The sequence below is a fragment of the uncultured Campylobacter sp. genome (assembly GCF_938045625.1).
Lineage (GTDB): Bacteria > Campylobacterota > Campylobacteria > Campylobacterales > Campylobacteraceae > Campylobacter_A.
Genome location: NZ_CALIAV010000019.1, coordinates 1 through 22,404, shown reverse-complemented (window position 1 = coordinate 22,404; position 22,404 = coordinate 1). Strand labels below are relative to the sequence as shown.

Annotated in this window: 22 protein-coding genes; 19 read left to right on the top strand and 3 right to left on the bottom strand. The window is 45.4% G+C overall.

Going from position 1 to position 22,404, the window contains the following annotated elements:
• Nucleotides 1-12 precede the first annotated feature (12 nt).
• Complete coding sequence (gene metK, locus Q0386_RS01505; protein WP_299026059.1) at nucleotides 13-1,215, bottom strand: methionine adenosyltransferase; 1,203 nt, start codon at nucleotides 1,213-1,215, stop codon at nucleotides 13-15.
• A gap of 144 nt (nucleotides 1,216-1,359) precedes the next feature.
• On the opposite strand from metK, the gene sstT reads away from it, so the two are divergent.
• From sstT to Q0386_RS01485, 4 genes are all read left to right on the top strand, one after another.
• Nucleotides 1,360-2,664: a serine/threonine transporter SstT gene (gene sstT / locus Q0386_RS01500; RefSeq protein ID WP_299026056.1), complete on the top strand. Its 1,305-nt coding sequence runs from the start codon at nucleotides 1,360-1,362 to the stop codon at nucleotides 2,662-2,664.
• A gap of 15 nt (nucleotides 2,665-2,679) precedes the next feature.
• A complete protein-coding gene (locus tag Q0386_RS01495; RefSeq protein ID WP_299026053.1) occupies nucleotides 2,680-4,401 on the top strand; it encodes a M3 family oligoendopeptidase in 1,722 nt (573 codons plus the stop codon).
• A 170-nt stretch (nucleotides 4,402-4,571) separates the two neighbouring features.
• Entirely contained in the window at nucleotides 4,572-5,009 is a 438-nt protein-coding gene (locus Q0386_RS01490; RefSeq protein ID WP_299026050.1) for a hypothetical protein, read from the top strand.
• Nucleotides 5,010-5,375: 366 nt separating this feature from the next.
• Nucleotides 5,376-8,336 carry a TonB-dependent hemoglobin/transferrin/lactoferrin family receptor gene (locus Q0386_RS01485; RefSeq protein WP_299026048.1) on the top strand — a complete coding sequence of 987 codons (2,961 nt, stop codon included), beginning with the start codon at nucleotides 5,376-5,378 and terminating at the stop codon, nucleotides 8,334-8,336.
• A gap of 243 nt (nucleotides 8,337-8,579) precedes the next feature.
• Here the strand turns inward: Q0386_RS01485 and Q0386_RS01480 are convergent, their stop codons facing one another.
• A complete protein-coding gene (locus Q0386_RS01480; protein WP_299026045.1) occupies nucleotides 8,580-9,452 on the bottom strand; it encodes a LysR family transcriptional regulator in 873 nt (290 codons plus the stop codon).
• A gap of 164 nt (nucleotides 9,453-9,616) precedes the next feature.
• Between Q0386_RS01480 and Q0386_RS01475 the strand changes: the two genes are divergently transcribed.
• The 15 genes from Q0386_RS01475 to Q0386_RS01405 are packed head-to-tail and all read left to right on the top strand — an operon-like array spanning nucleotide 9,617 to nucleotide 21,279.
• Nucleotides 9,617-11,701, top strand: coding sequence for an ATP-dependent helicase (locus tag Q0386_RS01475; protein WP_299026042.1), 2,085 nt, complete (start codon nucleotides 9,617-9,619; stop codon nucleotides 11,699-11,701).
• A gap of 2 nt (nucleotides 11,702-11,703) precedes the next feature.
• Entirely contained in the window at nucleotides 11,704-11,841 is a 138-nt protein-coding gene (locus tag Q0386_RS01470) for a hypothetical protein (protein WP_299026039.1), read from the top strand.
• Entirely contained in the window at nucleotides 11,838-12,659 is an 822-nt protein-coding gene (gene truB, locus Q0386_RS01465; RefSeq protein WP_299026036.1) for a tRNA pseudouridine(55) synthase TruB, read from the top strand. The genes Q0386_RS01470 and truB overlap by 4 nt, the downstream gene beginning before the upstream one ends.
• Nucleotides 12,653-12,883 carry a carbon storage regulator CsrA gene (csrA, locus tag Q0386_RS01460; RefSeq protein ID WP_002946591.1) on the top strand — a complete coding sequence of 77 codons (231 nt, stop codon included), beginning with the start codon at nucleotides 12,653-12,655 and terminating at the stop codon, nucleotides 12,881-12,883. The genes truB and csrA overlap by 7 nt, the downstream gene beginning before the upstream one ends.
• Entirely contained in the window at nucleotides 12,883-13,626 is a 744-nt protein-coding gene (locus Q0386_RS01455) for a 4-(cytidine 5'-diphospho)-2-C-methyl-D-erythritol kinase (protein WP_299026033.1), read from the top strand. Before csrA ends, Q0386_RS01455 begins: the two co-directional genes overlap by 1 nt.
• Nucleotides 13,627-13,637: 11 nt before the next feature.
• The gene (smpB, locus tag Q0386_RS01450) at nucleotides 13,638-14,093 is read left to right on the top strand and encodes an SsrA-binding protein SmpB (protein ID WP_009495234.1); all 456 of its coding nucleotides are present in this window, start codon (nucleotides 13,638-13,640) and stop codon (nucleotides 14,091-14,093) included.
• Between the two features lie 9 nt (nucleotides 14,094-14,102).
• On the top strand, nucleotides 14,103-14,315 hold the full coding sequence (locus Q0386_RS01445) for a 4-oxalocrotonate tautomerase family protein (RefSeq protein ID WP_298791693.1): 213 nt from the start codon (nucleotides 14,103-14,105) through the stop codon (nucleotides 14,313-14,315).
• 1 nt (nucleotide 14,316) lies between these two features.
• Nucleotides 14,317-14,931, top strand: a complete 615-nt coding sequence (locus Q0386_RS01440; RefSeq protein WP_298791695.1) for a TlpA family protein disulfide reductase — start codon at nucleotides 14,317-14,319, stop codon at nucleotides 14,929-14,931.
• Nucleotides 14,921-15,232 (top strand): ATP-dependent Clp protease adaptor ClpS, encoded by a 312-nt coding sequence (locus Q0386_RS01435; RefSeq protein WP_299026028.1) that lies wholly within the window; start codon nucleotides 14,921-14,923, stop codon nucleotides 15,230-15,232. Before Q0386_RS01440 ends, Q0386_RS01435 begins: the two co-directional genes overlap by 11 nt.
• Nucleotides 15,233-15,275: 43 nt before the next feature.
• Nucleotides 15,276-17,441: an AAA family ATPase gene (locus tag Q0386_RS01430; RefSeq protein WP_299026155.1), complete on the top strand. Its 2,166-nt coding sequence runs from the start codon at nucleotides 15,276-15,278 to the stop codon at nucleotides 17,439-17,441.
• An 18-nt stretch (nucleotides 17,442-17,459) separates the two neighbouring features.
• On the top strand, nucleotides 17,460-18,119 hold the full coding sequence (gene aat / locus Q0386_RS01425) for a leucyl/phenylalanyl-tRNA--protein transferase (RefSeq protein ID WP_299026025.1): 660 nt from the start codon (nucleotides 17,460-17,462) through the stop codon (nucleotides 18,117-18,119).
• A gap of 56 nt (nucleotides 18,120-18,175) precedes the next feature.
• Nucleotides 18,176-18,613 (top strand): flagellar basal body rod protein FlgB, encoded by a 438-nt coding sequence (flgB, locus tag Q0386_RS01420; RefSeq protein WP_299026022.1) that lies wholly within the window; start codon nucleotides 18,176-18,178, stop codon nucleotides 18,611-18,613.
• Between the two features lie 9 nt (nucleotides 18,614-18,622).
• On the top strand, nucleotides 18,623-19,120 hold the full coding sequence (gene flgC, locus Q0386_RS01415) for a flagellar basal body rod protein FlgC (protein ID WP_002946576.1): 498 nt from the start codon (nucleotides 18,623-18,625) through the stop codon (nucleotides 19,118-19,120).
• A 5-nt stretch (nucleotides 19,121-19,125) separates the two neighbouring features.
• A complete protein-coding gene (gene fliE, locus Q0386_RS01410; protein WP_299026019.1) occupies nucleotides 19,126-19,428 on the top strand; it encodes a flagellar hook-basal body complex protein FliE in 303 nt (100 codons plus the stop codon).
• Between the two features lie 3 nt (nucleotides 19,429-19,431).
• Nucleotides 19,432-21,279: a penicillin-binding protein 2 gene (locus Q0386_RS01405; RefSeq protein ID WP_299026016.1), complete on the top strand. Its 1,848-nt coding sequence runs from the start codon at nucleotides 19,432-19,434 to the stop codon at nucleotides 21,277-21,279.
• A 767-nt stretch (nucleotides 21,280-22,046) separates the two neighbouring features.
• On the opposite strand, the gene Q0386_RS01400 is transcribed toward Q0386_RS01405, so the two are convergent.
• A partial coding sequence (locus Q0386_RS01400) for a hypothetical protein (RefSeq protein WP_299026013.1) occupies nucleotides 22,047-22,404 on the bottom strand: 358 nt, incomplete at its 5' end.

Genomic DNA, 22,404 nt, shown 5'->3' with positions numbered 1-22,404 from the left:
GGGCTTGAGAATTTATTTAATCAAAGCCTTGAAAGTATCAACCGCGTCAAGCTTTTCCCACGGATATTTGGCGTTTCCGACTTGACCTTTGGCTGCTACTTTAGCGTATAAAAACGTATCCTTGCCAGGTTTATCTAGGCCGAATTTATTCGTGATCCAGCGCGGAGTGAGGGCAAAATTTTCGCTAACGAAATTTGACAGCATATCGTCGTTTACGCCCGCGATCTGCGTGCCCATCGTATCGACGCTAACGGAGGTCGGTTTTGCTACACCGATAGCGTAGCTTAGCTGGACGATGCACTTTTTAGCAAGGCCGGCCGCGACGATGTTTTTAGCTATCCAGCGCGCCGCATAAAGGCCGCTGCGATCCACCTTGGTGTAGTCTTTGCTGCTTTGCGCGCCGCCGCCTATCGGGCTATATCCGCCAAAGCTATCCACGATGAGCTTGCGACCCGTTAGTCCGCTATCGTGAAGCGAGCTGTGATTTACGTAGCGGCCTGTAGGGTTGATGTAGATGAGAGTTTTGCTTTTATCATAGAGGTCTTTAGGCAAGCCTGCATCGTCGATGAGAGTTTGCACTAGGGCGCGTAGCTCCTCGATCTTCATCGTCTCGACGCAAGGGGCCGAAACCACGATAGTGTGGATGCTTTGCGGCTTGCAGCTTTCAAAGTTATCCTTCGTGCCGTAGTCTACGGTGACCTGGGTTTTGATATCGACGCCCAGTTTATCGGGGTTGGCTTTGGCAAATTTATAAACCTTGTCGCAAAGCATTCTAGCGTAGGTTATGGCTGCTGGCATATATTCGTTTGCTTCGCAGCTAGCAAAGCCAAACATTATGCCTTGATCTCCAGCGCCTATCTCGCCGCCTTCTTGATCGACGCCTTGATTTATATCCGCACTTTGCTGATTTACGCAGACTTTTATCTCGATGTCATCTGGGTGCAGGCACTGCTCTTTCGTGAATTTAGACTTACCGTCGTAGCCGATTTTGGCTAGTGCGTTTTTAACGATACCCTCGTAGTCTTTGAAGCTTAACTTGACCTTAGAGTTTATCTCTCCGCCTATTATAATGTTTTTACCCGCGACGAAAACTTCGCTGGCGACGCGGCCGTTTGGATCTTGCATCAAGATTGTATCAACGATACTGTCGGCAATGATGTCGGCGCATTTATCCGGATGCCCCGGACTTACCACCTCTGAAGTAAATAGATACATAGCGTTCCCTTTTATGAAATTTAATCTCGCAATTGTAACATTTCATAATAAAATTGAAATTAATCTCGCTCAAAGCTTGTAAATTCCGCGTAAATTCGGCTATAATCCTAAACTAAAATTAAATTTTAAGGCAAGGACACTAGAATGTTTAGCAAACTGGCAAAAAGGTTCGCCGACGGAAATTTGATCGTTCAAATTTTAATCGGCATAGCTCTAGGCGCCGTTATCGGCTTTTGGACGCACTATCAATCGGCTCCTTATAACGAACTAATCGCAAAAGGCGTGAGCGACGCAGCGCAGCTAGCCTCAGCAAAAAAAGACCTAACCGACGTGGCAAATTCCGTCGCTAACTCCATCGCCGTTTTGGGTAACCTCTTCGTCGGCGCGCTTAAAGCTATCGCGCCTATCCTAGTTTTCGTACTAGTTGCGACATCTATCATCGTAAAAGAATTCGGCCACGCAAAAGGCATGCAAAAGGTGGTTACGCTTTACCTAGTTGGCACTTTTCTAGCTGCCGTAGTTGCGGTTGTAGCTAGCTTCCTTTTCCCGATGGAGCTCGTGCTAAAAGGCGTAGAAAGCGCAAATATGAGCGCTCCGCAAGGCATCGTAGACGTCTTAAAAGACCTCATCTTTAAAATGGTTCAAAACCCTATCAGCGCGCTTTCTAGCGGCAACTACATCGGCATCATCACTTGGGCCGTGGGCGGCGGTATCGCGATGAGATTTTGCACGCAAGAAACCAAAAAAGTGTTCCAAGACGTTAGCGACGGCGTTACTAAAATCGTTAGATTTATCATCCGCCTTGCGCCGTTTGGTATCTTTGGCCTAGTTACTATCAGCATCCACGAGACGGGCTTTGAAGCGCTTGCGGGCTACCTAAAACTAATCCTCGTTCTAGTAGGCGCGATGGCTTTCGTTTCCTTCGTCGTTTACCCTGCGATGGTGTTTGCGGTTACCAAGAAAAATCCTTATCCGCTAGTGATGACTTGCGTGAGAGAGAGCGCGGTTACGGCGTTTTTCACTCGCTCATCTGCGGCAAATATCCCGGTAAATATGGCGCTTTGCAAAAAGCTAGGGCTAAAAGAGGAGCTCTACTCGATCTCTATCCCGCTAGGAGCTACTATAAACATGGGCGGAGCGGCCGTAACTATCGGCATCTTGGCACTTGCAGCGGTAAACTCGATCCCGTCTATCACGGTTGATTTTGGCGACGCGCTACTGCTTTGCTTTATTTCAGCTCTTGGCGCGTGTGGGGCTTCTGGCGTCGCGGGCGGTTCGCTACTACTCGTGCCGCTTGCTTGCGCGCTATTTGGTATCGGTAACGACATCGCGATGCAGGTTGTGGGCGTAGGATTTATCATTGGCGTGATCCAAGACTCGGTAGAAACAGCCGTAAACAGCGCGTCTGACGTGCTTTTCACTGCCGTAGCTTCAGAAACCGTAGAGTAAATTTAAGGCTGAAAAATGAACGTTTGGGACTTGACCCCGCTTTTTAAAAACGAAAAAGAGCTGGAGATTTCGGCTCTTTCTTTGCAAAGCGAGTGCGAAAAATTTGAGGCAAAATACTCGGATAAGTTCTTAAATTTAAGCGACGAGGAGTTTTTTGCCGCGCTTAACGAATATGAAAATTTGCTAGAAAACATCGCTCGCGTGCAAATTTACGTGAGCCTAGTTTTTTCAAAAGACACCTCAAAGGGCGCGTTTTACGCCAAATTTGACGAGCTAAGCTCAAAAGCGCAAAATCATCTGCTCTTTTTCGAGCTTAAATTTAACGAATTTGACGAAGCCAGACAAAACAAAATCATCGCAAAAAGCCAAAGACTTGGCTACTATCTAGATAGTATCGCAAAAGAAAAAGCCCACCAGCTAAGCCTAAAAGAGGAGCAAATTTTACTGCGCACGGCAAACACCGGCGCGGAGGGCTTCTCGCGGCTTTTTGACGAGACGCTAAGCGCGCTTAAGTTTAAATTTAAAGGCAAAATGCTGGGCGAAGAGGAAATTTTATCCAAGCTTCACAGCCCAGACCGAGCCGAGCGAAAAGCGGCTGCAAAGAGTCTATCAGACGGTCTCGCGCCGCAGCAGCATCTGCTTAGCTACATCTATAATATGATAAAAACCAGCCTAAAAACTAGCTGCGAGCTGAGGAAATTTGATCTGCCAGAAAGTCCTCGGCATTTTTCAAACCAAACAACCAAAGCTAGCGTGGATGCGCTCATAAAGGCCGCCGAGACGAGCTTTGATCTGCCGATTAAATTTTACGAAGAAAAGCGCAAAATTTTAGGCTTTAAAAAGCTCTACGACTACGATAGATACGCGCCGCTGGGCGAGAGCGAGAGCGTTTATAAATTTGACGAATGTAAAAAAATCGTGCTTGAGACTTTTTCTAAATTTAGCCCGAAATTCGGCGAGATAGCCGCTCGCGCGTTTAAAGAGGGTTGGATCGACGTTTATCCTGCAGAAAACAAACGAGGCGGCGCCTTTTCACAATCAGGCGTCGCAAAAGCCCACCCATACGTGCTTTTAAACCACACCGACGAGAGGCGGGATCTTTTCACGCTAGCGCACGAGCTAGGTCATGCCGCGCATCAAAATCTGGCCTATGAAAGCGTCGGATTTCTAAACGCCGACACGCCGCTAACTACGGCGGAGACGGCATCGGTCTTTTGCGAGATGCTGGTTTTTGATCACGTCAAAAGCACGCTAAAAGGCAAAGAAAAAACCGCCCTACTCGCAGGCAAGATTGAGGATATCTTCGCCACGCTTTATCGCCAGATAAACTTCACGACCTTTGAGCGCCGAGTTCACGCGCATGACGGCGAGATCAGCGCCGAGGAGCTAAATAAAATTTGGCTCGAAGAAAGCGCTAAAATGTTCGGCAAAAGCGTCGCGCTAAACGACTACTACAAAATTTGGTGGAGCTACATCCCGCACTTTATCCACACGCCGTTTTACTGCTACGCCTACTCCTACGCGCAGCTTTTGGTACTGGCGATTTTCGGGCTTTATAAAAGCGGCAAATGCGAAAATTTCGTCCAAATTTACACCGAGTTTTTAAGCGCAGGCGGCTCGCGCTCGCCAAAAGAGCTGGTCGGGATGTTTGGCTTTGATATCGAGGACGCTACGTTTTGGCAGATCGGCATAAACGAGGTTAGAAAGCTAGTTGAGGAGTTTTGCCAGGAGGCGTAACGGGCATAAATTTGACGCGCTTTGGGGAGTAAATTTAAAAGCGCGGCCAAATTTGACTAGCCGAACCGAGTATAAGGCGACAAATTTGATGCTAAATTTTGCGTTAATTTAAAGTCAAATCCGGCGCCGCGATAGACGGCAAAATTTAAAAAGGCACAAAAGGAGGCAAAATGCTTGATGAGATTTTAGACGACGAAAAATTTTCGGCGATGATGAAACGCCACGTTTTTGAGTGCGTGGAGTATATGCTAAAAAACGACCGCGCGTTTTCGGCGATGGCCAACCTTGATCTGGTTAAATTTAACCCCGAGTTGCCGGAGTACATTAAGAGCACTTTTACGGCGCCCGTTATCGTCTTTACGCTTGCTGGCTACACTTTTAGCAGCGCCAAGCTAACTCCGGACGAGCTGAGCTTCGAGGCGGGTTTTGGTAAGGAAAATTTCGCCAGCATCGTTAGCTTTCCGCTTGGAGCTATCGTGCAAATTTTGGTGGAAAACAGCCCGATTTTGGTAAATTTTTCTATTTACAAATCTCAAAAAAATCAGCTTGAAAAGTCGATGTCGGCGTTAATGTCAAACCCAAACAATAAAGATCTATTTAAAAAGTGAGCAAACTTTTACCCGCCGTTTTGCTCACGCTGTTTTTATAGATTTATTTTATACGCATTTCCTTGATTTGAGCCGTGCGATATTAGTTTTGCAGGAGCAGACGGCTTTATAGCGCTTACTGCGCTTTGCGTTTGATTTTTATCAGATACAGGCTTTATCTTAAATTTACTAAATTTGCTTAAGCAAAATATTATCCTATTTACGCCGGTTTTACCAACAGCAACCCTTTTATTTCTTAATATAAAAAATTGATTTATAATTTTTAAATTAAATTCCAATCTTTTAATCAAACTATAAACAAATATTTATTATCATTTCGCATTTAAGAGCAAATGAATATCAAAACTATCGTTAATAAGGACAAGAATGAATCATCTTAAATTTTCTCTTGCCGCTTTGCTTCTTTTGTCAAATTTAAATGCAAAAGAGGCCGAAGTCGAGCTAAAGGAAGTAACGGTTAGCGGCGAGGCGGAGGCGCAAAGCGATCCGATGCAAAAAAAAGTCGGCCAAAACGTAAAAAGCTCCAAAGAACTAACCAAAACGCAGGTCTCTGATAACAAAGACCTCGTGCGATACGAAACGGGCGTAACGACCGTAGAGGCCGGGCGTTTTGGCCAAAGCGGCTACGCGATAAGAGGCGTGGAGGAAAACCGCGTGGCTATCACGGTAGACGGCCTGCATCAAGCCCAAACGCTAAGCTCGCAAGGTTTTAAGGAGCTATTTGAAGGATACGGAAACTTTAACAACACCCGCAACGGCGTAGAGTTTGAAACGCTAAAACAAGCCACTATTTCAAAAGGCGCAGACTCCGTTCGTACGGGCTCTGGCTCTCTAGGCGGCTCCGTGATGTTTGAAACAAAAGACGCAAGGGATCTTTTGCTAGATAAGGACTACTTCTACGGCTACAAAGGCGGCTACAATACCGCCGATAATCAAACCATGCACTCGCATACCTTAGCCGGTAGGTTTAAGTGGTTTGATATCCTAGCCGTACAAACTAAGCGCAGACACCACGAGACGGAAAACTACGGTTACAAGGGTTATGACGATAGCGTGCTAGGTAGAACCAGAGAAAAGGCCGACCCGTACTATATCAAAAAAACGAGCAGCCTCATCAAGCTAGGTTTTCAGCCTCACGAGGAGCATAGATTTACCTTTATGTCAGATACCTACAAAAACCGATCTCAAGGCAAAGACCTATCATACACGCTTACGCTTTCTAGCAACAGGGACGAGATCATAGATACCGGTCTAAGATACAACGACGATATGATGGATAGGAAAAATCGCGCTTTTGCCTATGAAAATTTTAGCGAAACTCCGTTGTGGGATACGATGAAATTTATATACTCCAACCAAAAAATCAAATCCCGCGCCAGAACCGAGGAACATTGCCAAGCAGGAGAAAACTGCGCTGAAATTTCAAATCCTATCGGACTTCAGGTTAAAAACAACAAGGTTGTCGATAAGTACGGCGGCGAAGTAACTTTGCAACGAACACAGGAAATCGACCCCCAGTACGGCGGACTAACGTGGGTAAACAGACTCGTAGATAGCCAAGGAGCCGTCCATGATCAGAATAAATTTAGCATCAATCAAAACGTAAGCAACACGTGGCTTGACTGCTCGGTATTTGACTGCTCTCAGCCAAATATCGACGTGCTAAAATACGACTACGCCACCGACCAGTACGTCAAATCAACCGTCCCGCTAGATAAAAGCTATACCGACGCGCGAACAGGTAAGACGTTTAAACAAAGCTCCGAGAGCGGATATCTCATCACTCCATACGGCAAAGGCTACATAAGCCGTGACTGGAAAGAGCGAGATCTAGACACAAACACCAAACAGTTTAACCTAGACTTTAATAAATACGCCAAAACGGGTGACGTAGAGCACGATATCGCATACGGACTAAGCTTTGCCAAAACCGAAAAATCCATGACAAACAAGCAAGGCTACGACACTACAAACAATCAGTGGTGGGCGCCTAAGACTCTAGGTACGGATTTTACCGGTACGCCGTATACGTGCGAAAACGCGCCGCTAACGCTACTTTACGCGCTTTGCCCTAGAACCGAACCGCTCACGTCGTTTTTAATCCCCGTTAAAACAAAAGAAGGCGCACTATACCTCAACGACGATATGCGAGTAAACGACTGGTTGGGGATAAATTTAGGCTATCGCTACGACAAGATAAAATATAAACCAAACTACGTCCCGGGCTCTACGCCTAAAATCCCGGACGATATGGTGCTAGGTCTTTTCGTACCGTATAATCCTAGCCCAGAGCCAAAATGGTGGGACTATGCAGATAGAGACGAGTGGAAAATAGCCCACGACGCATGGAAGCAAGAAGCGCCTAATAACGCGCTGGCAAACATAAAATACATCGCTAGGGATAAAAAATTTACGAATAGCTCTTATGCCATCGGAGCTGATATCGATCCGCTGGATTACTTTAGGATACAGCTAAAATACTCCAAAGGCTTTAGAGCGCCGACTTCGGACGAGCTATATTTGGCGTTTAAGCATCCTGATTTTACCATCCAGCCAAATCCGGATCTAAAACCCGAAATAGCTAAGACAAAAGAGCTTGCATTGACGCTACACGAGGACAAAAGCTTTATAACAACTAGCTTTTTTGAGACCAAATACGATAACTTTATCGACCTAATATCTCTAGGCACCAAAAGCTACGCCACGGGCGGCGGCGGCAACACCATACCTTTTGCGCTATACGGCAACGTAAACCGCAGCAAGGCAACCGTACGCGGCTTTGAGATAAACTCCATGTTACATTTTGGTCAAATTTCAGACTCGCTAAAGGGCTTTCACGCTAGCTACAAACTAACGCTGCAAAAAGGCAGAGTACAAACCGATAACGACGGCAAAGTACCGATGAACGCCATCCAGCCGACTACTTCGATCTATGGTCTAGGCTACGCGAGCCCGGCAGATAAATTCGGTGCCGATATCTATGTAACTAACGTCGCATCTAAAAAAGCAAAAGACACCTATAATATGTTCTGGCGCCTAGACACCGACCCGTACGGCAACCCGTACAATACAAACAGCCACTCTAAATGGCGAAGTAACGCCTACACACTAGTAGATGTCGTAACTTACGTGCGCCCGATTAAAAATTTGACGTTTAGACTGGGCGTTTACAACCTAACCAACGAAAAATACATCACTTGGGACGCTGCACGCTCCATCAGGCCGTTTGGCACCATGAACATGATCGATAGAACCACTGGTTTAGGTATAAATCGCTTCTACTCTGCGGGCAGAAATTTCAGACTAAACTGGGAATTTACGTTCTAAACCGCATTTTATTCAGACGGGCTCTTGCCCGTCTCTTGCTTTTATTCTTATATACTTTCCATTTTTAAAGATATTAAATTTACCGTCAAATTTGATCGTAAATTTGGAAGTTATAAAATTGCCAAACCAAGATCATCTCCAGGTTCGGCAAGGATATTTTGCGCCCAATTTTCGCAAGAGTATTTAAATTTACGCGCCGAAAAGGCTAAATTTAGTCAAATTTGACACCTTCTCTAAAGCAGATTAAAAATTAAAACTCGTCTTGATCTTTAAAAATTTATGCAGCACTTCCTCGTTTTCTTTTAATGCGGCGGCATAGACCGAGCGAGTGAGCTTAAATTTAGAGATATTTATCTCAAATAGCCTACCGTTTTTTAGCTCGTTTTCGATCAAAAATCTCGGTAAAAACGCCACGTACGTATCGGCATGGTTTGACGCCAACGCGCGGCAGACCATTATCGAACCGTCTAGCGAATACGCCACGTCAAGCGCATGCGCATCCACGCCGTGCTTATGCAAAATATCGTCAAGGTAGGTTCGCGTTCTATCTTTGATAAATTTAAACTTGATAAGCTCCTCGGGTTTCACGCTCTCGGCGATTTTTTTATTTGAAACCAAAATCAGCTCGTAGTCAAATAGCTTTTTAACGAGCAAGCTGCTGTCAAGCGACTGCTCAAGGATGATGGCGATGTCGCTGCGGCGGTCTTTTAGGTAGTTTATGAGCTCGTTTTGCTCCTTTATCCTGATGTCTAGCTCGCTGCCTACGCTTTGCGAGATTTTATCCAGCAGTATCGAGATGACCGCCTCGGCGATGAGCTGGGTGGTTGCGATGACTAGCGGCACTTTATCGGTTTTTATGCGCGACAGCTCGTCTTTAAAGCGCAACATCGCGCTTTCAAACTGAGTACAGAGTTTGTAAAATTTCTCGCCCTCGTGAGTTAGGACGATGCCGTTTTTCTTACGCATTATTAGCGTGGTTTGCAGCATCTCCTCGAGCTTTTTCATCTGCAAAGTAACTGCGGGCTGCGAGATACCCAGTGCTCTTGAGGCTTTTGAGAAACTTCTTTCTTTCACTATCTCCATAAAGGTATAAAATTTACTAAAATCATTGATCATATCGGACTCCTTATTATTATATCAGCTTATAAAATTATCTTTTTAATATTGTATTGATTTATATCTGAAAACGCTCTTAATCAGACCCAAATTTAAATCAGCGGCGATTTTTAAGCTTATTTTGTTAGAATTTAATCATTTTAATAAATAAAGCAGGAAATTTAATGCCCGATTTACTAGACGAACTAAACGAAAGCCAGCGCGAGGCGGCCTCGCATACCGACGGAGCGATGCTGATTTTGGCAGGAGCCGGTAGCGGAAAAACCAAAACCATCACCACTCGCCTAGCCTATCTCATAAGCGAGCTAGGCATCCCGCCGTCAAATACCCTAACGCTAACCTTCACCAACAAAGCTGCAAGCGAAATGCGAACCCGCGCGCTAAAAATGCTAGGCGACGCAGGTAAAAATTTCACTCCGCTGCTTTGCACTTTTCATAAATTCGGGCTTTTGTTTTTGAAATTTTACATCGACCGCTTAAAGCGCAAAAACAACTTCGTCATCATCGACACGGACGATAAAAAGCGTATTTTAAAAGGCTTTGAGGGCGATATCCCGACCTCGGTGCTAGCCAGCGAGATCTCAAATTTTAAAAACTCGCTTTTAAGCGTAGAAGAGGTGTTAAATCACGGCGGTATGTTTGCAAACGGGCACAATTTCAAAGACGGCTACCACGCAAAGCTGGCAAATATCTACAAACTATACGAAGAGTATCTGGCAGCCAATAATCTCGTGGATTTTGACGACCTACTCTGCCTTAGCTATAAAATTTTAGACGAGGACGAAGCTCTAGCGCGCGAGATCTCGCAGCGATACTCCTACATAATGGTGGACGAGTATCAAGACACCAACGACCTTCAGTACAAGCTCCTACACAAACTCTGCCTAACGCACGAAAATATCGCGGTCGTGGGCGACGACGACCAGAGCATCTACGGCTGGCGCGGCGCAAAAATCGAAAATATATTAAATTTCAAAGATCAGTTTAAAGACGCCAAAGTCATAAGGCTAGAGCAAAACTACCGCTCAACGAGTCAAATTTTACGCGCAGCAAACGAACTCATCGATCACAATAGAAACCGCCTGGGCAAAGAACTAAAAAGCACCAAAGAAGGCGGCGAGGACGTAGCGCTAATGGAATCAGACGACGAAACGATGGAGAGCCTAAAGGTAGCCAAACGTATCAAAAAGCTGCTTGATAGCGGCGCGCAGGCTAGCGATATCGCAATCTTGTACCGCATAAACGCCCTCTCCCGCTCGCTAGAAGAGGGCCTAACCAAGGAAAAAATCCCGTACAAAATGGTCGGCGGTGTCAAATTCTACGAGCGCGCCGAGGTCAAAGACGTCATCAGCTACCTAAGGCTAGTCGCAAACGAAAATGACGACTTCTCGCTAAAGCGCGTCATCAACCGCCCAAAACGCGGCCTAGGTAAAGTAAGTCTCGCAAAAATCGAAAAAATCGCCTTCGAGCATAAGCTTTCGCTATTTGAAGCGATATCTAGCCTGGACGAAAACGACAAAGATCTAAGCAAAAAAATCGTCTCGAGCCTGGGCGAATTTGCGTCAAATTTAAGAGAGCTAAAAGAGTGCGACTCGCCCTATGAGCTAGTGGATAAACTAGAAGCGAAATTCGGCATCAAAAAATACTACGAGAGCTTGCCTGACGGCGCCGAGCGCGTGGCAAATATAGACGAGTTTTACGCTACGATCAAAGATCAAATCAAGCAAAATCCAAGCTTTTCTATCGAGGAGTTTTTAAACGAGATCGCGCTACAAAGCGAGCAGGATAACATCGGCGGCGAGGCGATCTCGATCATGAGTATCCACGCGAGTAAAGGGCTTGAGTTTGAGCATCTTTTCGTGATCGGGCTTGAGGAGGGGTTCTTCCCGCTGCTAGGAGAGGGCAGCGACATCGAGGAGGAGCGACGCCTAGCCTACGTCGCCATCACCCGCGCCAAAAAAACGCTAACGCTAAGCTTTGTAAATTCGCGCTTTTACAAAGGTCAGAGAACGAGGCTGGAAAAGAGTAGATTTTTAAGCGAGGCAGGCGTTTGCAGCGGCAGCCTCATCATCCAGACACAAACGCAAACTGCCGGCGAATACAAAAAAGGCGATCTCGTCAAGCATAAAATTTTTGGTATCGGACGCGTGACGGCGGTAACGAAGATCAAAAAAGAGCTAAAACTAACGATAAATTTCGGCGGAATCAGCCGCGAGATAATGTCTAGCTTCGTCGAAAAAGCGGTATGAAAATGAGTAAATTTGAGACTCTACCGAGCAAATGCGACGTCAAATTTGATCAAATTTATGCGCTCAAATTTGACGCTCGCAGCTCAAATTTGAAAAATGCCGTAAATTTAGTGCAGCCTCCAAAGGGCGAATTTAAATGAACGCGCTTTTTGTCGCAAATAAGCCAGCAGGCATCAGCTCAAATCATTTTTTAAGCAGGCTAAAGCGCAAATACGGCGTCAAAAAAGCGGGCTTTTCCGGTACGCTTGATCCCTTTGCCAGCGGCTGCCTAATCGTGGCTCTAGGCAATCACACGCGGCTTTTTAACTACATAGATAAAACGCCAAAAATCTATGAAGCGACCATGTGGCTGGGTGCGACGAGTGCTAGCCTAGATAACGAAAATATCGGGGAAACCCGGCTTTGCCCGCCGTTAAATTTAACGGATATAAAGGCGGCGCTAGCCGAGCTAAAAGGCGAGATCGCCTACGTACCGCCCAAATTTAGCGCCAAGCACGTGGACGGCAAGCGTGCGTATGAGCTAGCAAGAGCGGGCGAGGAGTTTGAACTAAAAAGCCAAACGATGAGCGTTTTTGACGTAAATTTGGCTGCGTATATGCATCCGTTTTTGAGCTTTTGCATTAGCGTTAGCGAGGGCTCGTACGTGCGCTCGTATGCTCAAATTTTAGCCAAAAAGCTTGGCGTAAAAGCAACCCTAAGCGCGCTAAAACGCGTTAGCGAAGGTAAATTCGTTTATGAAAACGAGCGATTTTTAAATCCGCTTGATTATATCTCGCTACCGCGAAACGAATATCTAGGCGATCCCACGGACGTAATGCTTGGCAAAAAACTGGACGCCGCGAAGCTAAAATTTGGCGCCGAGGGGCTATATTTAATAAACTTTGATGAATTTTTTAGTATCATTGAAATCAAAGACGAAACCGTAACATATAAACTAAATAAGGTCGGAAAATGCTAATACTCGCAAGAAAAGAAGACGAAAGCATAATGCTGGGAAACGATATCAAAATCACGGTTGTGGGCATCTCAAAAGGCGGAGTAAAAATCGGCATCGACGCGCCTAAAAATATGATGATCCTGCGCTCGGAGCTAGTAGAAGACGTAGCGGCGGAAAATAAACAAGCCCTAAACGGCGCGGGCGAAGCGAGCCTAAAAGAACTGAGCGACAAAATCGTAAAATAATGAAAAGCTACGCGAAAATCAACTCCTTTTTAAAGATCGTCGGTACTCGCGGCAACTACCACGAGATCGTCTCTCGCTTTGTTTTGCGGCGCGAGATTTACGACGAAATTTTCTTCGAAAAAGCGGACGGCTTTGCGCTTGAGTGCGATAATGAAGATATCAAAAACAATATCGTTTTAAAGGCCAAATTTGAGCTAGAAAAAGCAGGCTTTAAAAACGAGCTGGACGAGTTTTTCGCATCGCATAAAATCGTGATAAAAAAGCAAATCCCACTAGGCGCGGGCCTTGGCGGAGGCAGCTCAAACGCCGCTACGTTTTTAAAGATGGCGAACGAGGAGTTAAATTTAAAACTAACACGCGAAAATTTGATGAAAATAGGCGCAAATATCGGTGCGGACGTCGCGTTTTTCGCTAGCGGATTTGACGCGGCAAACGTCGGCGGTATCGGCGAGATAATAAGCGAGTTTAACGACGAAGTGCCAGAGGTAAAAATTTTAACGCCCGGCGTCTTTTGCTCGACGCCTGCGGTTTACGGCGAATTTAGAGCAAATTTTATGGATAGTATCGACGTAAATTTGGCGGCAAAAATGCGCAAGATGACGACGGCGCAGCTGCTGGAGCGATACGAAAATCGCAAACTAAACGATCTTTTTGCGCCGTGTTTTAAAATCTATCCGCAGATGGATAAATTTAAAGATTTTTTCCTAAGCGGCAGCGGCGCGAGCGTGTTTTTCTTAAAATAAAAAGGTAAAAAATGGGTAAGGATTTAGCCAAAAATAAAAAGGCGCTGTTTGACTTTAGTATCATCGAGACCTTCGAGGCCGGTATCGTGCTAAAGGGTAGCGAAGTAAAGGCTCTACGGGCAGGCCGAGCAAATCTAAAAGACAGCTTCGCGCGCGTGATAAAGGGCGAGCTGTTTTTACTAAACGCGCACATCAGCCATCTAAATACGACGCACTCGGCGTTTCGCCCGGACGAGCGGGCTCCGAGAAAGCTACTGATGCACCGCAAGCAGATAGATAAAATTTTCGGTCAAGTCACGCAAGATGGCCTCACGCTAGTCGTTCTAGCGCTCTATCTAAACGACAAAAACATCGTAAAGGCGCGGGTCGCGCTGGCAAAAGGTAAAAATTTGCACGATAAACGCGAGACGATAAAACGCAAAGAAGCCGACAAAGAAGCGCGTGCGGCGATGAAAAAATACGCCTAAGGAAACAACGTGCCATACGTAAATATAAAAATCACAAAAGAAAAAGAGGCCGTAAGCGCCGAGCAAAAGCGCGCACTCATAGCAGGCGTGACGAAGCTGCTAGGCGATACGCTAAAGCGCGACGTGAGCAGAACCGTCATCGTGATAGAGGAAGTTAGCACCGACGACTACGGATTTGGCGGCGAAAGCATAACTGAACTAAGATCAAAACAAGGAAAATAATATGAAAAAAACCATCAAGGCGATTTTGGCGGCTTTGGCCTGCGCGATATTTCTAGCAGGCTGCGGCGAGGACGAGACGGCGAAGGCTCCCGTAAAGATAGAGGGCTATAAAACGGGCGAGGAGATCGCGCTAAAGAGCGTGTTTGGCAAAGACCTCACGCTAAAGCGCGTCGAGGGCGGCTTTGTTATCAAGGGCGACGAGGATAAAATTTTGATGTTTGATATATTCGGCACGTTTTGTCCGCCGTGTCAAAAAGAAGCTCCCGATCTCACCAAATTTCAAATCGACAATCTAAACGACTTTACGATCGTGGGACTCACACACTTTGAAAACGTCACGAACGAGTACGTAGTGGAAAACTTCGCGCAAAAATACAACGCCTTTTACTTTATCTCAAACGATATAAAGACAAACGACAAGCTTTCGGCGCAAATTTTAGAGGATATAAAATACGAGCGGCTTGAGAGCGTACCGATAAAAATGGTGCTAAAAGGCGGCGTATATCAGGAGTTAACCGACGTAGATAGCGGAAAATTCGGCGTGAAATACTATCTAGGCGGCATCCATCTAGACGCGATGACGAAGGATTTTGAAAGAATAAAAAATGCCCGCTAAAACCGCCACCGAGCGGGAGCACGGCATAGACGTAAAGGAAAAACCTGAATTTCCGCGCAAATTTAAGGTTATTTTGTTAAACGACGACGTTACGAGTATGGATTTTGTCGTGAGCGTGCTAGTAGAGATTTTTAATCGCGATATGCAAAGCGCGGTAGCCGTGATGCTAAAAATCCATAACGAAGGCAGCGGAGTGGCGGGCATCTACAACAAAGAGATTGCCCAAACCAAACAAAACCAAACGCTAAAAGCCGCAGCCGCGGCGGGCTACCCGCTAAAGGCTGTCGTCGAGGAAGAATAGCCCGCAAAAACGGGCGCGCAAAAGGCGCAAAGAGGAGGAAATGATGTTTGACTCGGATTTAAGCTATCTTTTGGAAAAGGCCGGGCAGTTTGCCTACTCGAATTTTCACGAGTATCTAACCAGCGAGCACGTGCTTTTCGTGCTAGTAAATTTAAACGAAGAGACTAGAGATATCCTGGCTGACGCGGGTCTAACCGACGTCGAGGGACTAAAAAGCGACCTAAAAAACTATCTACTGCAAACCAACGAGCAAGTCCCGCACCACAAACAGCCGCGTATGACGGTGCTTTTGGAGCAAATTTTTAAAGAGCTAAACGCTGAACTAAAAGATAAAAACGTCGGCATCAGGGACTTGCTATTTAAAATCGCTGCCAGAGGCGACACGTACGGGGCTAAAATTTTAGAATTTTACGACGTCGATCCGCAAAAGATCAAGCAAGCAACAAAAGACGACAAGCAGACTCGCGCAAAAAACTTCCAAAACCTCGCCAAATACTCGTCAAATTTAACCAAACTAGCCGCCGAAGGCAAGATAGATCCGATCATCGGGCGAGAAAACGAGCTAGCAAGGCTAATGCAAACGCTAAGCCGCCGCAAGAAAAATAATCCAATCCTAGTAGGCGAAGCGGGCGTTGGCAAAACAGCCGTAGTCGAAGGGCTCGCGCTAAAAATCGCAAGCGGCGAAGTGCCGCAGCGACTAAAACAGGCGCAAATTTTCGCTCTAGATATAGGCGCGATGATAGCTGGCACGAAATACCGCGGCGACTTTGAAAAGCGCCTAAAAGACGTAATGGACGAGGTGTCCGAGCAGGAGGACGCGATAGTTTTTATCGATGAGATACACACGATCGTGGGCGCGGGAGCTACAAACGGCGGCGGGCTTGATATGTCAAATTTACTAAAACCGGCTCTCGCAAACGGCTCGCTTCGCTGCATCGGAGCGACGACGTACGCGGAGTATCGCAGCTTTTTTGAAAAAGAAAAAGCCCTCTCGCGCCGATTTGCTAAAATCGACGTCGTAGAACCAAGCGCGGACGAGAGCATCGAGATCCTAAAAGGACTTCGCGCCAAATACGAGAGCTTTCACGGCGTCAAATTTAGCGACGAAATTTTAGCTAAAAGCGTGGAGCTAGCCAAAAAATACCTAAACGATAGATTTTTGCCAGATAGCGCCATCGATCTAATCGACGAGGCAGGCGCGGCTCTAGCCCTGCAAAGCAAAAACAAAACCGTGAAAATGTCCGATCTAAGCGCGGTTTTAAGCAAGATGGCAAATATCCCCGATACAAATCTAAAATCAGATGCCGCGGCAAATTTGAAAAATCTAGCACAAAGGCTAAAGTCTGAAATCTTCGGTCAAGACGAAGCCATAGATACGCTAGTAGCAGCGATCAAGCGCTCGTATGCGGGGCTAAAACAGCCAAACGCGCCCGTAGGCGTATTTTTATTTACGGGATCTAGCGGTGTGGGTAAAAGCGAGCTAAGCGCGGCTCTAGCGCGAAATTTGGGCGTGCACTTCGAGCGATTTGATATGAGCGAATACATGGAAAAACACAGCGTCTCGCGTCTAATCGGCGCGCCTCCTGGATATGTCGGGTTTGAAGAGGGCGGCATACTCACAAATGCCGTTAAAAAGCACCCTTATAGCGTGATTTTGTTTGACGAGATCGAAAAAGCCAGCGACGAGATGATAAACGTCTTTTTGCAAATTTTCGATGGCGCGAGCCTCACGGATAACACGGGCGCAAAGAGCGATTTTCGCAACGCCGTCATCATAATGAGCTCAAATTTGGGCTCAAAAGAGGCTCCGACGCTTGGCTTTAGCAAAGACGAAAGCGGTAAAGCGGACTCCGCGGTAAAGGGATTTTTCAGCCCCGAGTTTCGCAACCGTATTGATAAAATCGTGCATTTTAACGATCTTGGCGAGGACGCGCTGAGCCTCATTGCGCAAAAGATCATCAACGAGATAAACTCAAGCCTCGCCGAGAAAAAAGTCGTCATAAAAGCCTCCGCCGAAGCAAAAAAATACCTCTGGCAAAAGGGCTATAGCAAGGAATTTGGCGCCAGAAATCTAAAACGCCTAGTCCAAGACGAGATCTCGACCAAGCTTAGCGACGAGATACTTTTCGGCGCGCTAAAAAACGGTGGCGTCGCAAATATCGCGCTAAAAAACGGCGAGCTGGCGTTTAAATTTGAAGCCATAAAATAAGCGGTTGCGGGGTCAAATTTGGAAAAGATCTATAACTTTCCCGACCCTGCAAACGCTCCCGCAAACTCCCCTCTAGCCGTCGGCGGCGACCTAAGCGCGCAGGCTCTTTTGCAAGCTTACGACAAAGGCATTTTCCCGTGGTTTTTGCCCGGCGAGCCCATATACTGGTGGTCGCCAGATCCCCGCGCGGTGCTAGTTCCAAGCGAGGTGCGCGTGCAACAAAGCATAAAATCGGCGCTTAAAAAATTTGAAGTACGGTTTGACTACGACTTTGAAAATTTTCTAAAAGTCTGCAAAAGCGAGCGCGAAAAAAAGGGCCCCACGTGGCTAAGCGAAGATATCGCGAGCGCATACGTAAATTTGCACCGTCTAGGTATCTCGCATAGCGTAGAGGTGTATGATGACGGAGAACTAGCAGGCGGACTTTACGGGCAAATTTTCGGTAAAGTCTTTTGCGGCGAAAGTATGATCAGCCTAAAAACAGGCGCGTCAAAGGTTGCTCTCATCGCGCTTTGCCGCGCTTTAGGGCCGTTTGATTTTCTCATCGACTGCCAGGTTATGAACGAACATTTAAAATTTATGGGCGCAAAAGCGATGAGACGAAGCGAGTTTTTAGCCAAATTTAACGAACTAAAAAATCAGCCTAGCGGCTTTGGCGAATTTAAAAATTTACTCTAAATTTGGAACGTCTTTTGCTTATTATCTCGTAAAATTTAGATAAAAAAGGCAAGAAAATGTTCGCAGGTATCCAAACCTCAAAATCAAAACCGCTCGTAGAAAGCGCGCTGGCAAGCAGAAATTTACGCCAGCAGATGATTTCTAGCAACATAGCAAACATCGATACGCCTTTTTACAAAGCCCGCGACATCGCGTTTGAAGCGGCCTTGTCGCAAACAGCGCAAGAGATTTACGGCAAAGACGAAAATAAAATTTTAAAACTCGCGCAAACAGACGGTGCGCACTTTCCTCGCGTGGATTTTCCGGCGTCAAACGGTGCGACGATATTTTTACGCGACGGACACATGGCGCGAAACGACGCAAACACCGTTGATCTAGACGTGGAAACGACCGAGCTTAGCAAAAACGCGATAATGGTAACTGCGCTTGATAGAGCCATGAGACAAAGTGGCCAGATATTTAAAAACGTGATCGACGCTAGCAGCAAAATTTAAGGATAGATTATGAGCAATTATTTAAGCGACTTTGATATCAGCGGATACGGACTAAGCGCCCAGCGCTTTAGAATGAACGTCATTAGCTCCAATATCGCCAACGCAAACACCGTGCGAACGGCGGAAGGCGGCCCGTATAGACGCCGCGAGGTGATATTTAAGGCGGTTGATTTTGATAGCGTACTAAACGACGAAGTAGCAAAAAAACATAACTTGCTCGAATACGAAAATCCGCTAGACGATAAATTCTATACAAAAGACGCAAAACCTGCTATAATGAGCGTCGTAGTTGACAAGATAGTGCGCGACGATAAGGATTTTAAGCTAAAATACGATCCGTCTCACCCTGACGCCGACGCGAGGGGCTACGTAGCGTACCCAAATATCAATCCAGTCATCGAAATGGCGGATCTGATCGAAGCCACGCGCGCCTATCAGGCAAACGTTTCGGCATTTCAGTCGGCTAAAACGATCGCTCAAAGCGCGTTAGAATTATTACAAGGTTAAATTTTATGACGAATATAGATAAAATCGGCTCGGTCGCTTCACCGTTTGAAAAAAAAGAAGCAAAGACTCTGCAAAATCAAAAAGGCGAGTTAAATTTCGGCGACATGCTAGATAGCTCGCTAAAAGAGCTAAACGAGATACAAATCAACGCAGACAAAGCCATCGCCGATCTAGCAACGGGCGAAGTAAAAGACCTGCATCAGGCCGCTATCGCTATCGGCAAGGCCGACACGTCGATGAAACTCATGCTGGAGATCCGCAATAAGGCCCTAAGCGCATACAAAGAAATCTCAAGAACGCAAATTTAAGCCTTGAATCAGCGAAAATCAAAAACAATCGCTTTATTTGCGTTTATTCTGTTTTTTATCTGCATATTTTTGGCAGTTATCTTTTACCGAGCAAATATAGAAAGACGACTGCCAAAACTAGAAACTAGCGACATAAACACGGCCCTGCGTGGCAACATAATAACAAAAGACGGCTTTAGTATCACCGGTAGCCAAAAACTCTACAAAGTGATGGTAGATACTAGAAACATCGACCCCGATAAAAAAGATCTATTTATCAAACTTTACTGTATATATAGCGGCGACGATATCAAGCGCGTAACTAAAATCATCAACAGCCAAAAAGGCGCCGTTACGCTATCCTATAAGATCGACGCCAAGGGCGCGGCGTATCTACAGGAGCTATCAAAAAAGCTGTATAGAAAAAAAATTTTTATCCCCTACGAAGACCCAAATACCGGTGCTGCAATACTGCGTAATATGAGCATAGTAGAAAGCGGCGAAAGCAGGCAATACGTCGCCGCCGACGCGCTCACTCCGATGATAGGCTACGTAAAAAAGGTCGAAAAAGACGGTATCACTAAAACCGAGGGCGTAAAAGGCGTAGAAAAAGCCTACGAATACTACATCTCCTCGATCCAAGACGCAAAACTGCTAGGCCCAAAAGATATCGGAAACAACATCATTCTTACGAGCGATTCAAATTTGGCTAACCGCGTGGACGGATACGATATCATCTTAAACGCCTCGCTTAAACTGCAAACCAGACTAGAGCAGATCATCGACGAAAAGAAAGAATTTCTAAACGCAAAAGAGATAATCGTAGGCATAATGGACTCAAAAACAGGCGGCCTACTAGCGCTTGCCAGCACCTCTAGATATAGCCCCTCAAACATCAGAAAACAAGACTACAAGTCACTAAACTCCTCAGCAACCGAGTATGCATACGAGGTCGGTTCGGTATTTAAACCGTTTATTTTCGCCCTTCTTTTAGCAAACGACAAAATCAATCCGCTCGAGCGGATAAACACCTACAACGGCGTCTACCAGCTAGGCAAACGCACGATAAAAGACACGCACCCAGAGCCATTTCTCACGGCTGAGGATATCATCGTATACAGCTCAAATATCGGCATGATACAAATCGCCCAGCGCCTAGACGGTTCTCAAATTTACTCAGGGCTTTTAAATTTCGGCTTCACGCAAAAAACTGGCATCGATATGCCATACGAGCAGGTCGGAAACATGCCGCCGGTAGCCAAGCTAAATTCGCAAATTTACAAAGCTACGATCAGCTACGGATACGGTTTGCAAGCGACTTTTATCCAGCTTTTAAAGGCGTATAACGTATTTAATAACAAAGGCGTAATGGTGACGCCAAAGGTCGTGGACTCGCTCTATAAAGACGGCAAATTTTTCGTCGTAAACGACCCAAAACCGGTCGAAGCCATAAGTCAAGAAGCGGCCGAAAGGATGAAGCGCATCCTGATAAAAACCGTCGAGATCGGCACCGGCAAAAGAGCGAAGGTAGAAGGCCTAGAAATCGGCGGCAAAACAGGTACCGCACACATCGCCACGACCGGTGGCTACGCAAATACCTATAACGGCTCGTTTTTCGGATTCGTCAACGACTCACAGGGCAATAGCTATACGATAGGTGTTTTAGCCAGAGAGCCAAAGAAACCGTATTATTATTTCGGCGCACAGAGCGCGCTACCGACGTTTAGAGCGGCCGTAGAGCTGATGGTCGAAGAGGGATTTTTAAAACCCGATGAAAATTTGACCGCATCGGAGCAAGCTGCGCCGCCAACCGAAAATACAGAGAAAAAAACCACAAACTCAAATTCTAAAAGCAAGCAAAAAAAGAATTAACTCTCAATCACCCATATACAATATTAAATTAGACTTAACGGAACTTAATTTAAATATAAGAAGTATTAAGTTGCTATGAAAAACATGAGAGCCAAGTGTATAATCCGTTCAAGAATTTCTAAGATAAATTTATAGAAATCTTATAGCATTTTTATCTGATATAGAAGCTCTAAAATAGCATAATTTTCCAAAGTATCAGAAAAACAGTCAATAAAATAAGCAAATTGAGAAACTTCTACAGTATCGGTATTAGTTCACCAACAGAGCAGCTCATGACTATTTGGTATAAACTTTGCCGTCCATTTTAAACATACCGTTCCGATTGGAGTAACGAGCGAAGCGAAGTAGAAAAGCGGCTTTCCCAATCTCAAAGCAAAGCTTCTAGGCGGGCTTGGAAATCTCACCGCAAGATTTACTTATTTTTTACTTCTATATATCTTCGGCAAAATACTTGAGAATTTATCTAAATTTCTTCTCAGAAAATCGCGAACGGTAGATATACTTGTTTTCATCTACAAAATCATAGTTCTTGTGTTTGCACACTCTTTGAGAAAAATTCCTTTAAAAGTTTTTAACTTATCTTGAGTCTAAAAAGCATAAAACCTAGCTTAACACACCCAAGTTGGATACTCAGCCAACTACACTAAAAACTCTCTATGGAATAAAGGCAAAAATGCTAAACAAAAATAAGATAACGGTTTGAGCTATTAATTATAGTTTCTTAATAAAATCCTAGACAATGCAATCCACCCAAACCCAAACATATTTCATAAGACATAAAAACAAAAATAGATTAATATGATACGTGCTATAAAACATTCAAAAAAACCAAACATCCAATAAGACACAGCCAAAGGCACAAACATAAAATATAAACAAGCAAAGCCAAAAACCAACATTCCAGAACAACTTATAAAACCAAAAACAAATTTACAAAAACAGATAACATATCGCAAGAGAACTAAAGCAAAGAATAAAGAATGTAAAATAAGAGATAAAAAGTATAAAGGAATAAAAGAATAAAAACAAAGCCCGCAACGACCTACTTTCCCGACATCCCAGTAAGGGAGAGTATCATCAGCCAGGACGAGCTTAGCTTCTTGGTTCGAGATGGAGCAAGGCGTT